This window comes from Psychrobacillus sp. AK 1817 (assembly GCF_008807035.1).
Lineage (GTDB): Bacteria > Bacillota > Bacilli > Bacillales_A > Planococcaceae > Psychrobacillus > Psychrobacillus faecigallinarum.
Map to the genome: position 1 here is coordinate 2210174 of NZ_CP031739.1, position 14817 is coordinate 2224990.

The 14817-nt window shown below is 38.1% G+C and carries 13 protein-coding genes and 1 pseudogene; 6 read left to right on the forward strand and 8 right to left on the reverse strand.

What is annotated here, in order from left to right; translation table 11 throughout:
- Nucleotides 1-259: 259 nt before the first annotated feature.
- Nucleotides 260-618, reverse strand: a pseudogene (locus D0S48_RS20640) (transposase); the annotation flags it as partial.
- A 51-nt stretch (nt 619-669) separates the two neighbouring features.
- Here D0S48_RS20640 and D0S48_RS20645 point away from each other — a divergent pair.
- Nucleotides 670-1005, forward strand: a complete 336-nt coding sequence (locus tag D0S48_RS20645) for a hypothetical protein (protein ID WP_191963920.1) — start codon at nt 670-672, stop codon at nt 1003-1005.
- Here the strand turns inward: D0S48_RS20645 and D0S48_RS10915 are convergent.
- The 7 genes from D0S48_RS10915 to D0S48_RS10945 all read right to left on the reverse strand — a co-directional run bounded on the left by D0S48_RS10915 (nt 989) and on the right by D0S48_RS10945 (nt 9921).
- Nucleotides 989-1339, reverse strand: a complete 351-nt coding sequence (locus D0S48_RS10915; protein WP_225321605.1) for a hypothetical protein — start codon at nt 1337-1339, stop codon at nt 989-991. The two genes, D0S48_RS20645 and D0S48_RS10915, sit on opposite strands and share 17 nt — an antisense overlap.
- Nucleotides 1326-3026 carry an LXG domain-containing protein gene (locus D0S48_RS10920; protein WP_144538411.1) on the reverse strand — a complete coding sequence of 567 codons (1701 nt, stop codon included), beginning with the start codon at nt 3024-3026 and terminating at the stop codon, nt 1326-1328. Before D0S48_RS10920 ends, D0S48_RS10915 begins: the two co-directional genes overlap by 14 nt.
- A gap of 180 nt (nt 3027-3206) precedes the next feature.
- The gene (locus D0S48_RS10925; RefSeq protein ID WP_151111656.1) at nt 3207-6368 is read right to left on the reverse strand and encodes a DEAD/DEAH box helicase; all 3162 of its coding nucleotides are present in this window, start codon (nt 6366-6368) and stop codon (nt 3207-3209) included.
- A 186-nt stretch (nt 6369-6554) separates the two neighbouring features.
- Complete coding sequence (locus D0S48_RS10930; RefSeq protein ID WP_154311869.1) at nt 6555-6893, reverse strand: DUF2185 domain-containing protein; 339 nt, start codon at nt 6891-6893, stop codon at nt 6555-6557.
- Complete coding sequence (locus D0S48_RS10935; RefSeq protein ID WP_151111660.1) at nt 6886-7422, reverse strand: ankyrin repeat domain-containing protein; 537 nt, start codon at nt 7420-7422, stop codon at nt 6886-6888. The genes D0S48_RS10930 and D0S48_RS10935 overlap by 8 nt, the downstream gene beginning before the upstream one ends.
- A gap of 7 nt (nt 7423-7429) precedes the next feature.
- Nucleotides 7430-8197, reverse strand: a complete 768-nt coding sequence (locus D0S48_RS20960; RefSeq protein WP_225216036.1) for a GH-E family nuclease — start codon at nt 8195-8197, stop codon at nt 7430-7432.
- A 326-nt stretch (nt 8198-8523) separates the two neighbouring features.
- Nucleotides 8524-9921 (reverse strand): YfcC family protein, encoded by a 1398-nt coding sequence (locus D0S48_RS10945; protein ID WP_144538407.1) that lies wholly within the window; start codon nt 9919-9921, stop codon nt 8524-8526.
- A gap of 348 nt (nt 9922-10269) precedes the next feature.
- On the opposite strand from D0S48_RS10945, the gene D0S48_RS10950 reads away from it, so the two are divergent.
- From D0S48_RS10950 to D0S48_RS10970, 5 genes are all read left to right on the forward strand, one after another.
- The gene (locus tag D0S48_RS10950) at nt 10270-11430 is read left to right on the forward strand and encodes an ABC transporter substrate-binding protein (RefSeq protein WP_151111662.1); all 1161 of its coding nucleotides are present in this window, start codon (nt 10270-10272) and stop codon (nt 11428-11430) included.
- A 66-nt stretch (nt 11431-11496) separates the two neighbouring features.
- Nucleotides 11497-12381, forward strand: coding sequence for a branched-chain amino acid ABC transporter permease (locus D0S48_RS10955; RefSeq protein WP_144538405.1), 885 nt, complete (start codon nt 11497-11499; stop codon nt 12379-12381).
- A gap of 7 nt (nt 12382-12388) precedes the next feature.
- The gene (locus D0S48_RS10960; RefSeq protein ID WP_144538404.1) at nt 12389-13369 is read left to right on the forward strand and encodes a branched-chain amino acid ABC transporter permease; all 981 of its coding nucleotides are present in this window, start codon (nt 12389-12391) and stop codon (nt 13367-13369) included.
- A complete protein-coding gene (locus D0S48_RS10965) occupies nt 13341-14114 on the forward strand; it encodes an ABC transporter ATP-binding protein (RefSeq protein ID WP_144538403.1) in 774 nt (257 codons plus the stop codon). The genes D0S48_RS10960 and D0S48_RS10965 overlap by 29 nt, the downstream gene beginning before the upstream one ends.
- Complete coding sequence (locus D0S48_RS10970; protein WP_144538402.1) at nt 14107-14817, forward strand: ABC transporter ATP-binding protein; 711 nt, start codon at nt 14107-14109, stop codon at nt 14815-14817. Before D0S48_RS10965 ends, D0S48_RS10970 begins: the two co-directional genes overlap by 8 nt.

The following is a 14817-nucleotide window of genomic DNA, read 5'->3' on the forward strand; positions in this document are numbered from 1 at the left end:
TCCATGTCAAACCGGCTAGTTTCTTAGAATTTAAGGCAGCAAAAGTCAGCATCGCCTGCATGGACAATTTTTTTAATTCCTTTAGGGTTGTCCATCGTATACCATGCTTTTCTTTACTCTTTCCATATACTTCTTTAATGGTTGTGTCGCAAGTCTTCAGCTAAATCCAGGTAGTCATGCCAAATGTGGCGTTGAATCATTTTTTGGTGATTCTTACTATGCGTGCACTATCCTTCCTTTGTGGTTGATCGGTATGTAAGATCTGCTCGAACAGATCAGTATCTGCGAAACGTCGGACATAGTTTTACCTAACATGGAGAAGTGAGGAACCTCTGTATGAAAGTCGAATCCTAGAAACCAACGGTATGCCACATTCGTTTCAATTTCCTTGTTTGTCTGGCGTATGGAACGGATACCAAAGGTGTAATAGATGAATGTCACCTGGATCAGTACTACAGGATCTATGCTGGGTCTCCCAATGGTTGAGTAAAGATCTTCAACTAATCGATAGATAAAGGAGAAATCAATTGCCGCATCCAGTTTGCGCACCAGATGGTCTTTAGGAACCAACTGCTCTATGGTCAGTATCTCCAACTGTTCGCGTTCATTGAGTTTGATTCTTGGTCATCCTATCCATCCCCTCATTCCTTTAATAGGAAGCACTGTTGATTGGAGCGGAGAGCGGCGACTCCAGCGGGAATAGCGCGAGCTGAAGACCCTGGACTGAGCGTAGCGAGGGAAGCGGCTGAAGCCGTGCCCGCGGAAAGCGTCCGCTCGCAGCGGAGATTAACATTTCTAGCTTTATCTCTTAAAAGAAAAAAGATTGTAGGCAAAACACCAAAATTCATGGTGTTTGTCTACAGTCTGAGAGCTGCTGAAGAAACAGCATCTACTTTATTTTCCAATTTTCCAAATATAACAATATTCTTTCCAATCCGATACTTAAAAACTGTATTTAAATCCTTTTCATTTGTACACCTTATTTCTATTATTTCCAACCGTTAAATTCTAAGAATTTATCTGGTATTCTTAATTCAAGCTGTTGTTCCAGTTCTCTTAAAAAGACATTCATATCTGCTTTATCGAACCATTGCTGACTATTATCTAATCCTATGCTAGACTTCCCATAGTTTATAGCACAACCAAAGCTGCCTCTATCATAGGTTAACGTAATGATGAAGTATTTATATGCTTGAAAATCTATGGAAAACGTTTGATGAGGTGTATCTGTTAAGTTATAGATTGAGTAATTATCTACTCGGTCTCCGAAATACTCTCTCATTGCTTTAGTAAATATCTTTGCAGTGTCCTTTGCAGTGACAGTATTATCTTTCTGCATACCACATTCCTCCTTCTTCAATTAGTTCAGTAAAGCCATGCTCCTTTTTTAAATATTCCCACTCCTGGTTAAGATAGCTTCCTTTGTAGTCATTGGGATTGTGAGAAAACCTTATTGCTTTGCCACTAGCAACAGCATCATCTAATGCTGGTACATTTAGGTAATCAAACATCTCTTGGTCGGACAAGTTATATTTTCTTTGAATTGTACCCCAGTCGCCTCCCAAATCAAAGTAAGTGGAATTATTTCCAGCTCTAGCAATATAAGAATCTGGTCCCGGCTTAGTCCAGTCTTCTTTTCCATTCTTGACAGAGGGCGTATATTTTCCAAGCGTCATAGAGCTTGCATCTGGATTATGAATAGAGGCACCTCTTATATGTTGAAATTCCTCTACTGGTATTTTATTACCTACTCTACCATCGACAATCTTTATTCCTCTAGCCTCAAGTACATCATCTATTTTATTTGTAGGGATATCATCAACATTGTCACCTAGTTTAGCTAATTTCCCCAACTTTGTTAACTTACCTACTGGTATAAATCCAGCAGCCGCTAGCCCTCTTTCCCATAAAGAAGAATCTTGACCAAAAAGAGCTTTAACGTCATCTAAAATGAGAAAGTCTAATATCCCTTTTGTCAATTTCATTTCTTCCTCTACCTGTGCATCCATTAACTTTCTTAGGAATAATTCCTTTTCCCCGTCAGACAAGGATGAAATATATTCAATATATTCATCTTCCCCTAATTTATAAGCTTCTTTTGGAGACAATATTTCCTCTTTTACTTCCGAGACAATCTCGTAATAAATGGTGCCGTCTCCTTTTAAACTATATTCTTTAATTACAAGTCCATTTTCATATTCGTGATAATTTATTAAAGTGAAATCACCAAATAATTCTCGCTCTACCGTTCTTTCTAGCTTACCCTTCATTAAATTAAAGGTATCTGCCGATAGCTCAGTGCCAATCAGCTTTTCATGTTCATTTTTAATTGAACAACTTAAAATAGGATACGTTTGAGTTTCTAATGCAACTGTTAGCTCGCTATTGACCGATAGTAAATTCCATTTATTATTTTGAAAGTCTTTATCTGTTAGTCCACTTTGCATTAATGCCTCTATATCAGTAACCCAGTTTTCCATTAAGCTTATACCATTTTCAATAGATAACAAGGCAGTATACTGTGTATTATCAAACTCATATAGTTTATCTAATGTGTCATCTTTTTTAGTTCTAGATCTTACAACTCCATCCTGCACATCACTATCATCCAGATGAGGTAGCGAAACAATATCAGAGACCTGATCTATAATGCTATTTGTCGCTTCTACTAAATTTTTTGTAAGATCTGAGATCATCTTGAGTCCTTCTTCTATTTCACCATCCATATATCTTTCAACCATATGTCCTGCGGTACTTGGTTCAAGTGAAAGTAATGCGTTCTCGGTGGACTGCAGCACTCGTTTATATTCCGTAGTAAAAAGTTGAAAAAATTCAAGGAAGGGTAAGTGACACTCCTCATAAAAAGCCCGGATGGAATTCCCTCCGTGCCCTTTTAGTACTTCGTTCATACCAACTAACCCTTTAATATTTTGATGAATAGTCTCTGTTTCCGTTTGAAGTCTATCAAGCATAGAAATATTATCTTTTAACCCTATTTGTAATTGATCGACATCTAATACCTTCATAAGCTCCCTCCCATATCCATTTTATTGATAATATTGTATTCCATTTATTAGGATAAATGGAAATGAGAGATAGATATATATATAAAATAATTCTTATGTCGGAAAGTCAGATGAAATAATCATTACTAAAGACTTCTCACATTGTATATTTATGATGTGTTTTATCTTGTTTTATTAAAGTTACTCTCCTATCAAAACTTCTAAAATGTCTTCTTCGCTCATACTAATGAGCATATCCTTTTCGGAATGAATAACTTCCTCGATTAGACTTTGTTTTCTGTGTTGAAGCTGGGTTATTTTCTCTTCAATGGTACCCTTCGCAACTAGTCGAATGACTTGAACCTCATTTGTTTGTCCCATACGGTGGGCGCGGTCAGCAGCCTGCTGTTCAACAGCTGGGTTCCACCATAAATCGTACAGGATAACCGTATCTGCTCCAGTAAGGTTGAGACCAGTACCCCCTGCCTTTAATGACACGAGAAATAAGTCACCCTCACCGTTATTGAAACGTTCGCATAGACTGACACGTTCAACTGGAGGGGTTTGTCCGTCTATATAAAAGTAAGGTGCACCCTGTTTGACAAGCTGTCTCCGAATGATTGCTAGCATTTGAGTAAACTGTGAGAAGACAAGCACTCGTCTACCGGTCATACGACAATCCTCTAGAATCTCCATCAGTTGTTCATACTTTGCCGAGCTACCCTCATAGCCTTCAACAAATAGGGCTGGGTGGCAGCATAACTGTCTAAGTCTTGTGAGTCCCGCTAGAAACTTGATACGATTTTTTCGAAAGGTTTTTTTCTTCAAATGCTTCAGAGCATCATGCTTTAGCTCTGCCAAATGAGCTGCATAAAGCTTTTTCTGCTCCACCTGAAGCTCGGAGTAGATAACCATCTCGGTTTTCTTAGGCAGCTCTTCTAAAACATCTTTTTTCATACGACGCAATATAAATGGGCGAACCTGCTTCGCTATATGCTCTCTTCTCATTTCACTGAATTCTCTTCTGTTTGGCAATAGACCAGGAAATACTACGTAGAAAATAGACCATAGCTCGTCTAAGGAATTTTCTATCGGTGTTCCAGTAAGTGCAAATCGATGCTTGGCCTGCAGCATTTTTACCGCCCTAGCCGTCTTCGTCATAGGATTTTTAAATGCTTGTGCCTCATCAAAAAACACCGTATGAAAGAACATATCCCGATAACGGTCAGTATCCATTCTCAATGTAGGATAGGAGGTAACAATGACATCCGCATCTGTTGCAGTGAGCCATGCTGTATTTCTGTCCGCCTTACTACCGTCAATAATTCGTGCATCTATATGGGGTGCGAACTTCTCTAACTCGTTTGTCCAGTTATAAAGAAGTGAGGCTGGGGAAACTACTAATATTGGTTGTTTCCGTGCCCGAACCTCAGGTAGCACTGATTCTATAAAAGCAATGCTTTGCAGCGTTTTCCCCAGGCCCATATCGTCTGCGAGTATTCCTCCAAATCCATAGGATGCCATAAGCTTAAACCATCTGTATCCTGCTTTTTGATAATCTCGTAGCACATTTTCTAACCCTCTTGGCACATCCTCTTCCAGATTTGCAGGGTCGTTTAAGTTTTTTAGAAGCTTCGCAAATTGTAAACCAGGCTCTAGTAAATCTCCATGACTCAAAGACTGTGCAATTTGCATTCCTTTTAGGAGTGGAACTTTCATTCCTTCTCGGAAATGTTCACTGCTTACCTCCATATCCTCCATGAATCTTGCGAGATCCAAAAATTCGGGTGTTTCAAGCGATACTAAATTGCCATTTGGTATTCGATAAAATTTTCTTTTCTCTTCAATGGCTGTCATAAGGTGCTGAATTTCTTTTTCTTTTATACCATCCAGCTCGAACCGAAACTCTAGCCATTCTGTTCTTTCCTTCATCTCAATTCTTATCTTCGGACCCGTATATTCCTTTATAACTCGTATCTTTACAGCAGTAGAAGCATATACCTGCACCCAGTTTTCCACGTTAGGCAGTACATAGTATAGGAAGTTATATTCGTCTTCCTCATCCATCAAATAAAATCCCCCTGGTGTTTGGGTAAACCCACAGTCCAATAGGAGCTTCATGATTTCAAGCTCCTTTTCTCTTTGACGCCGCACTCCAGGAAAATGAGTAAAGGATTCCTCTGTTTCTTCACAGGGATTGACTAGCAGATGGCCATAATGGAATTCTAAGCCTGCTAGCAGTCGATTTTTTACCCTATCTAAAAATAACTTGGCCTTGAGTGGTGTCTCACCCATCCTTTTGGAAATAGGCTCCGCTATATATACCTGACCAAGCTTCATCAAGCCCGGCAAGACTGTTTTCATGAAATGGTCTATATTCTTCTCAAGAATAACTAGCTCGTGCTTCCCGGACTGATCCAGCATGCTTTTGAGTTCAGCGAGTCTGCTTGCTTCCTCTGGCTGAAGTTTATACAGCACCCCCTTGGAGAAGGCATAGCCGTAAGATCGGAAAACAGTCACTAAATCTAGACCTTTTACGTTTAACTGATAATCAGGCTTCTTCGCTTCATCAAATTCAAAACGAATAGGCAGCTCTTGTCCAAGCTGAATACCTTCATAATATAGATCATTATGCAGAAACTTGACCCTTGGTGCTTTTACAAGTAAAGGTAGGAGTCGCTCCCAATCCGATACCGAGATAAGTAAGATATCCTCTTGTATATCAGCCTTACTATTTAAGCGCTGACTTTTCATCAGTAATTGAAGTACCTCATCCGTTTCCTTTGAAAAGCTATAAATTTCCGGTGAGTAGAAGCTGCCTGTAGAATATTCGAAAGGCCTTCTTCTTTCCATCTCGTTTAAAAACTTCGCTACTTGCTTGATTTCATGAAAGGATTCGAGACCAATAGCTAACTGTATACCGAATCCATATGCTTCATCATCCAAGGGTACTGAACAGCAAGTAAACTCCATCTCCAAAATCTTTCTTTCATCAAAATGTAATTGCTTACCTGTAGGAGGTGATGTCTTTTTTTCGAATAGATTCAGCATTCTTTCTGCCAAATATCCATCCATTCGCTGCTTTTCATCGATTGATATGAGGGTAGCGGCAATATGCTGACAATAGGTGGAAATGAATCCTACTGGGGGACATGTACAAGTAGCTACAACCTCTCCAGCAGAGTCAGCTTTTATAGTAACAATGAAATCTTCTCCAGCCTTCACAGTAGCTTCCATCACTTTTTGATTGTTCGGGCTAGGATGAAGATGTACCTTATCCGCAAGAAAATAAGCCTTACCCTTTTTATAAGCAGTAATGCCACATAATTCTTTAATTTTCTTTTCGTTTATTGTACTTTTCATCATCTAAAACCCTTTCTATGTTTCTGTTAGCTCTATTTTAGCATGATAGGAATGTTTGTGCGTCCTGTACATACCTTTACCATTTCTAAACGAAAAGAAAAGGACGCCCATTGTTGGACACCCTTTTCCTCCTCTTATTTAGCTTCTAAAATTTCTTGTAAGTTTTCTACTGCCAGCTTATTACCTCTATGCTAGAATTTGCTCAATTGATGTTGTCTTATCAGCCACTAAATCATAAAAACCGATGTGTACGTTTTCTTCATATACCCAAAATAAATCTGTCCCATATGGTGCTTCAAAAATTTCTAGCATCTGAGGTGCCAGTGAATAGATAGTTTCGGCATTCACAATGACAAAATTATCAGGATTGTTCACATATTCATCATCGTCTAACTCCGAAAAAATATTCCATCCGTTTAATTGAGGAATTGTACTCGGTTCTCTAAAGCTATATCGGATGGGTACACCATTCAATACGTTTTTGGATATCATGAAACCGCCATATGCATCATTTCTATTATCCATCCTCATACTCCTTTACTATTTCCAAGAAGTCATTTCTCCAAGGAAACTCTTTCGCGTAGTCTAGAATCGATTTATTAAAAGTATCCTTTATATTTACATCGGATCCCTTTTCCACTAAATAATAATAAATATCCTTCATATCCTCTGTAGTGTTTTTATTGACTGTTATCGCATATTTTAATGGTATAGAGTTAAATTTGTCCACGGCATTTACGTCCACACCATTTTCTACTAGTAGTCTAACAACCGTTTCCATATAATCTTTTGGACCTTTCATAATGTTAAAGAAAAAAGTATGGAGAGCATTTCTATTATACAAAGAGTCTGTAAAGGAGACGTCTATGCCGTCTTTTAATAGATATTTAGTAATGGCAAGCTTATCCTCGGGATTCTTATCATTAAGCATTGCGGTAGACAACAAGTTAAACTTACTATGCGGATTAATCTGATTTGCCTCTCCGTTATAAAAATTTTTAAAATCCTCAAAGGTTCCCTTAAGTACTGCATCAAACACATTTGTAATTTTCATATCCTTATCATTTCCCTTCGAATTTACGACTTCTATTTGCTCCAGGACTCTCTATCCTAAAGTTTTCAGGATTAAACTGGAACTCTTTCAATTCTTCTAAGGTTATTTCACGATTCCTATATTTTTCAAACATAGGATGATACTCATATCCCTGTCGATGTCCAAAGTCTACTGCACCTTTTCTTGGTAGACCTGGCTTCCAATCAAGGACCTCCATCGTATTAGGATCACGTAAAATGCCATCAGGTCCAACATTGTTTTCATATACATTCCGTTCAAATTCTATTTTTTTGTCCCCTGATAATTGTGGTCTACCTCGTGGTTTTCCATTTTTAATATATGGTCCATTTTCAATAGGAGGTAACTTATCTACAATTTTAGAAGCATCTCCCACCTTATCTGCAGCTTTTGAGGCATCAACGGCATTGTCTATAGCTTTTACAGCTGTTGCGCCACCTTTTACTGCTTTTCCTACAGGAAGAGGGATAAGGGAGGCAGCAGCTATTCCTTTATCCAAAAAAGACGCATTTGGATCGGTTAATGTTCGGAAATCATCCATAAATAGAAAGTCAGCGGTAGCTTCAAAAAAGTTTTTGTCTTTAGGTTTATTCGCCTGTGCTTCCTCTACCTTGGATACTATTTCATATTGAATTGGGGCTGATTCGTTAGTTTGAAATTCTTTTACAATAAGTCCGTTGTCATAAATATGATACCTGACAAACAATGTAGTTTCATCTGGCTCACCCTCAACCGATTTAACCCTACCATTTTCCATAATACTCCGTATCTCAGAATCGATTTCTGTTCCTACTAACTCATCTATATTATCTATTCGCTTCGAAATTTACATCTGTTAGACCAGACATAAATATGGATTCTATTTTAGAGATCCATTGATTCATCATCTAAATCCCTTCCCAGGTGTCCTTTTCATTTGTGTTACACGCTTATCTCTATTTTATCACTTTTGAAATTTAGGCTTGATTATAAATACCTTTCATGCCTTACATTTAAAATGCAAAAAAGATTGCCCCTACCTAGGGACAATCCTCTCATATATACTTAGTTTAAAATAGATTATTCACCTTACAAAGCGAACATTTAGGAAATACCAATGGCAACAGCCACTAGTAATGCAAAGCATGCAATAATAGCCCAGCCAAGAATCATTTTCCATATAAATTTTACCCATCGTTCATAAGGAATACCAGCAACAGCCAAATAACCCATCAAAGCTGAAGAAGTAGGAATAATTGAATTGGTAATAGAGTCTCCATATTGGAATGCTAATACCGCCACTTGTCTTTCAAGGCCTAGCAGATCTGTTATAGGAATCATTATTGGCATTGTAGCTGCTGCCTGACCACTACCAGAGGATATAAATAAGTTAAGCACTGCTTGAATAAATAACATGCCGATCACACTAATTGATTGAGGAAGATTACCAATACCTTCTGCAGCATAATACACGATAGTGTCTATAATCTTCCCTTCCTCTAATACGACGGTAATTGCACGTGCAAATCCAACAATTAATGCACCAAATGTTACCGCTTTTGCTCCGTCAATAAAAGAGTCAAAAATACGTGTAGTGTTTAGACCACCTAGTAATCCTGCTATAATTCCCATTATTAAAAACGAGGCTGCCAGCTCAGTGATAAACCATTCCCAGTTAAAAACTCCATAAATATTAAATCCTATTCCAATAGCCATTGTCAAAAAAACTAGCTTGTGTTTACCTGTCAGTTTAGCAAAGTTTTTCATATCTGCATTAACTTCTTTTTGTTCAATATCATATATAACGCTAAGTTCAGGGTTTCGCTTCACCTTGAAGGCATAGCGCATCACATACCAAATCGCAAAGCCCAAAACTAATATGTATACAGCGAAACGAAAGCCAATACCCGAAAATAAAGGTACATCGGCTAACGACTGTGCTACACCTACCGTAAATGGATTTAACATACCTCCAAAAAATCCACTAGCAGCTCCAAGTGTAATCATTGCTGTACCTGTCACTGCATCAAAACCCATTCCTCGAGCTATTGCTATTCCAATTGGGACAAAAATGATGGCTTCCTCTGCCATCCCCATAGTAAATCCTCCTATAGAAAAGAGAATCATACTCATTGGAATCAGAAGCTTTTCTTTACCTTCTAAAGCACGTACTCCTTTATACACTCCAGCTTCAATAGCACCAGTTTTATGGATGATTCCAAATACACCACTTACTAAAAAGATATAGAAAATAATTTGTGCGCCTTTTTCTAAACCCATCGGAATAGCTGTAAACAGCTCAAAAAAGCTCACTGGATCGCTCTCTATTTCTTTGTAACTTCCATCTACTACAAGCGTTCTCCCTGATTCTTCATCTTCTACTCGTTCAAACTCTCCTGCGGGTACTACATAAGAAGCTAGTCCGGCAATTATAATAATAGTAAATATTAATGTATATGTGTGCGGTACCTTAAACCAGGACCTTTTCTTTTTTTCTCTCATCAATTACGCCCCTATTCATAATTTCAGATATTTCAATATTAATCGAATGTTATATTAAAATATAATAAATTAAATAGTAATAAAAGTATATATTTTTTTACTTACCCTAATAAATTTCCTAAAACAAGATAAAAACTTAAAAATATTATTATTTATTAGTAACCTTTTAAATCCTCATTATGCCCTAACATACTCTATTAATTTTGAATTTCTCTATGTTTTATAGAATTCTAACCCAACCAATCAAATTCTTACTATTATAACAATTCTAAATATTAACTTTACATCATCCTTATAAAGGCTTTAATATAGATATATGTTTCACAATTATCTTTAGGGGGTTTGGGAATGGGAAAGACTTTTAAAAAACTATCTATTTTGCTTTCCATTATGATGTTAGTTTTATTGGCAGCTTGTGGAACGGGAGAATCTTCAACTTCAAGTGGAGAAAATAGCAAAGGCGAGAATGGAACGATTTCAGCAAAAATTGGGGTTATCTCATACATGACAGGTCCTGGTGCTGCTTATGGAGAAGCAATCACAAATGGATTGAAATTAGCTTTAGAAGAAATTAATGAAAAAGGCGATGTAAAAATTGAGCTTGCAATTGAAGATTCAGTCGGAAAACAAGAGCAGGCATTATCTGTGGGTCAAAAATTGATGAGTCAGGACGATATTGTTGCAATCATAGGACCAACATTAAGTACAGAGATGAACGTTGTTGGACCTGAAGCTGATCTCAATGGTATCCCAATTATGGGGACTTCCACTACCGCGGCAGGTATTCCTCAGATTGGAGATTATGTATTCCGTAATTCTATACCAGAATCCCTAGCAATCCCTGCTGCATTGGAAAAAGCGGTAGACAAATATGGAGCTAAAAAAGTTGCTATTCTATATGGAAATGATGATCTATTCACTCAGTCCGGATTCGATACGATGAAGGCAGAAGCTGAAAATATGGGGATTGAAATTTTAACAATCGAGACCTTTCAAAAAGGACAGTCCGATTATAATGCGCAACTTACTAAGATTAAAGATCTTCAGCCAGATCTAATCTTGGCTTCCGCTCTATATAATGAGGGTGCAGTAATCATGGACCAAGCAAGAAAAATGGGGATTGATGTTCCTTTTGTTGGAGGTAATGGATTCAACTCCCCTCAAGTAATTGAAATTGCCGGAGAAGCATCTAACGGATTAATTGTTGCAACTCCTTGGTTTGCGGATAAACCAGATGAAAAAGTTCAAGCTTTTGTAGAAAAATATGAAGAAGCGTATGGTCACAAGCCTGACCAGTTCGCTGCACAGGCCTATGATGCTCTTTATATTATTGCAGAGGCATTAAAAAATGCTGGAGAAGCAGACAGAGATGCGCTTCGTGATGCTCTGGCTGAAATTAAGGATTTAGAAGGCATCCTAGGGAAGATTTCTTTTGACAAGGACGGAGACGTAATAATGGATCCTACAGTTCTTATCATCCAGGATGGAGAATTCCAGTTGTTTGAGTAGTTCAAAATTTAACTAATACAGGTAAGGGTGCATAGCCCTTACCTTATTTTGAAAGGGTGAGCTTTCTTGCTTTTAGAACAAATCATTAACGGAATAACACTCGGAAGCATTTATGCGATCGTTGCCCTTGGATTTACGCTTGTCTTTGGAGTACTAGGTATCCTTAACATGGCCCATGGTGAGATTTTCATGATTGGTGCTTTTATAGGAGTGTTAGTAACAAGCGTATTAGGCTTACCACTGTGGGTAGCCTTTCTTTCAGCAGTAATTGTGACTGCTATCTTAGGGTACTTGTTAGAAAGAATTGCACTTCGCCCCCTACGCGGTAAACAGGGAGTTTCGCATCTAGCCCCTTTGATCAGTACGATTGGGGTTTCCATATTATTGGAGAATCTCTCCCATCATTTATTTGGCGCAGGTAATCATCCGTTCCGCCATTCTTTTGCACAAATTCAAATTCAAGTTGGTTCAATTACAATTTATTTAGTACAAATTTTAATTTTTGCTATTTCTATTACCTTGATGGTTGTACTTTCCTACTGGCTCGCTAAAACGAAAGCTGGAAAGGCATTACGTGCGACTGCTGAAAACTTAGAGACTGCCAGTTTACTAGGTGTGAATACGAAGAGAACCATTACAACTACCGTCATACTGGCATCCGCTCTAGGTGGAATTGCTGGAATTCTAGTAGGCATGGCCTTTAACTCTGTTAACCCTCAGATGGGCTTATCCATGGGTTTAAAGGGTTTAGCCATCATCATTCTAGGAGGAATGGGAAATGTAAAGGGTGCGATGGTTGGAGGATTACTCCTTGGTCTTTCAGAAACAATGATTGTTGCCTATGGAGACTCCGGATACAGAGATGCTGTTGCATTTATCGCCATTATTTTTATCCTTCTCATAAGGCCACAGGGTATTTTCGGCAATAAAACCGCTGAGGCAGGAAGGTGATGATGACATGCTAGGAGAAATCTTAAACCCATACCATCTACAAATTATCTCTTTCATTCTTATCAATATTATATTAGGGATAAGCATTTACATAACGCTTTCCTCTGGACAATTATCTTTAGGAAATGCAGGCTTCATGGGTATCGGAGCCTATACGTCTGCACTACTGACTATCAACTTTGAGGTTCCTCTGTATATAAGTATTATTTTAGGCGCTTTAGTTGCAGGTGCTTTTGGGGTTCTAATCGGTATACCTGCTCTAAGGTTAAGCGGGGTTTACCTAGCTATAGCAACATTAGGCTTTGGGGAAGTAATTAGAGTAATCTTTGTAAACTGGGACTCTGTCACGAAGGGCTCGGTTGGATTGTCAGGTATACCCCATCTTGGTAGAGAACTTTTTCAATTTTTAAGAGACTTAGGCTTTGACCCAGATATGCTTGGTCTTAAAAACAATCAAGCTATCTATTTAATAGTTGTACTTGTTTTACTAATAATTACTATTTCCATCATTTGGTTCTTTATCAGACAGAACAAGTCACGTGTAGGCAGAGCATACGCTGCTATTAAAATGGATGAAAAAGCCGCGGAAGCGATGGGTATTAATATCACTTACTACAAAGTACTGTCCTTTACCCAGGGAGCTATTTTAGCAGGCTTCGCAGGCGCTTTATATGCCCATGTATTAGCTTATATTAGTCCAGCAGATTTCGCTTATCACCGTGCAATAGATATTTTAATATTCTCCATTTTTGGCGGAAGTGAGGTTATTTGGGGAGCAATATTCGGCGCAACCTTTATGACACTTCTTCCAGAAGCATTACGATTCATCAGTGAATATAGATACATGATTTACGGAATAATTCTTATTTTGTTGATGGCTTTCCGCCCTCAAGGAATTATAGATGTCCCGGTATTAAATTGGCTAAAGAGAACATTTACATTTAAAAGGAGGGACTCCAATGGTATTAGAGCTAAAAAATATAACTAAAAACTTTGGTGGTATCTCTGCTTTAACTGATGTTTCTTTCCAAATCAACGAAGGAGAGATATTCGGCTTAATCGGCCCTAACGGTGCTGGTAAAACAACTATGTTTAATGTAATTACGAATATGTTCGCCCCTACCTCTGGGGAAATTCTTTTTCTCGGAGAAAATATTTCTGGTATTAAGCCACATAAAATCACTGATAAAGGCATCTGTCGTACGTTTCAAAATATAAGGTTATTTTCTCAAATGTCTGTTTTGGAAAATGTTTTAGTAGGTGCCCACTGTCGAAATAAATCTGGTGTTTTAACAAGCGTACTCAGAACCAAATCTCAAAAGCATGAAGAAAAGAGTAACCATGAAGTCGCTTTAGAATTACTAGAGTTAGTAGGTCTATCGAGATATGAAGATACCATTGCAGAAAATTTAGCTTACGGTCAGCAACGAAGATTGGAAATTGCCAGAGCCTTGGCAAGTAATCCAAAGCTTTTATTATTAGACGAGCCAGCAGCTGGCATGAATGAAACAGAAACAGAGAATTTATTTGATTTGATCAAAAAGGTTCAACAGCGTGGAGTTACTGTTTTATTGATAGAGCATGACATGCCTTTTGTTATGAAGCTTTGCGACAGAATTACCGTTTTAAATTTTGGGAAGAAGCTTGCTGAAGGTACTCCAACGGAAATACAAAACAATCAAGATGTAATTGAAGCTTACCTCGGCTCAGAGGAGGATGAAGAAATTGCTTAAGGTATCTGGTATTGAAACATTTTACGGGAAAATACAGGCTCTTAAAAATGTGAACCTAGTAGTAGAGCAGGGGCAGATTGTAACCCTACTTGGTGCAAATGGCGCTGGGAAAACGACTACGATGAAAACAATTGCCGGTCTGTTAAAACCGCAAAAGGGAACAGTTGAATTTTTAGGAGAAAACATTACAGGTATGAGACCAGATCAGCTTGTTCGAAAAGGTATCGCCCTTGTTCCAGAAGGGCGAGCTATCCTTTCTACGATGACAGTTCTCGAGAACCTGGAAATGGGAGCTTTCCACAGAAATGATAAGGACATAAAAAAGGATATCGAAAATGTTATGCAACAATTTCCTATTTTAAAAGAACGTGAGGACCAATTAGGAGGCACCCTTTCTGGTGGTCAGCAGCAAATGCTTGCTATAGCTAGAGCTCTACTATCTAAGCCGAAACTTTTGCTATTGGATGAGCCTTCTATGGGTCTTGCACCTTTAATCGTAGCGGATATTTTTAAAATGATTCGTGAAATTAAAGATAGCGGTACAACCGTTTTGTTGGTTGAGCAAAATGCGAAGCAGGCTCTTAAAGTAGCAGACTATGGTTATGTCATGGAGACAGGAAAAATAATTATTAACGGTGAAGCGAGTAACCTACTGGAGGACCCAAGAGTTGTCGAGGCATATTTAGGGAAAAAAACTAGTTAA

What these genes read in the sequence shown, in the direction of transcription:
- D0S48_RS10915 (WP_225321605.1), bottom strand. Translation starts at nt 1,339, where the DNA reads ATGCAGAAAGATAATACTGTCACTGCAAAGGACACTGCAAAGATATTT.
- D0S48_RS10965 (WP_144538403.1), top strand. Translation starts at nt 13,341, where the DNA reads ATGGTATTAGAGCTAAAAAATATAACTAAAAACTTTGGTGGTATCTCT.
- D0S48_RS10930 (WP_154311869.1), bottom strand. Translation starts at nt 6,893, where the DNA reads ATGGATAATAGAAATGATGCATATGGCGGTTTCATGATATCCAAAAAC.
- D0S48_RS20960 (WP_225216036.1), bottom strand. Translation starts at nt 8,197, where the DNA reads ATGGAAAATGGTAGGGTTAAATCGGTTGAGGGTGAGCCAGATGAAACT.
- D0S48_RS10920 (WP_144538411.1), bottom strand. Translation starts at nt 3,026, where the DNA reads ATGAAGGTATTAGATGTCGATCAATTACAAATAGGGTTAAAAGATAAT.
- D0S48_RS10945 (WP_144538407.1), bottom strand. Translation starts at nt 9,921, where the DNA reads ATGAGAGAAAAAAAGAAAAGGTCCTGGTTTAAGGTACCGCACACATAT.
- D0S48_RS10950 (WP_151111662.1), top strand. Translation starts at nt 10,270, where the DNA reads ATGGGAAAGACTTTTAAAAAACTATCTATTTTGCTTTCCATTATGATG.
- D0S48_RS10925 (WP_151111656.1), bottom strand. Translation starts at nt 6,368, where the DNA reads ATGAAAAGTACAATAAACGAAAAGAAAATTAAAGAATTATGTGGCATT.
- D0S48_RS10935 (WP_151111660.1), bottom strand. Translation starts at nt 7,422, where the DNA reads ATGAAAATTACAAATGTGTTTGATGCAGTACTTAAGGGAACCTTTGAG.
- D0S48_RS10960 (WP_144538404.1), top strand. Translation starts at nt 12,389, where the DNA reads ATGCTAGGAGAAATCTTAAACCCATACCATCTACAAATTATCTCTTTC.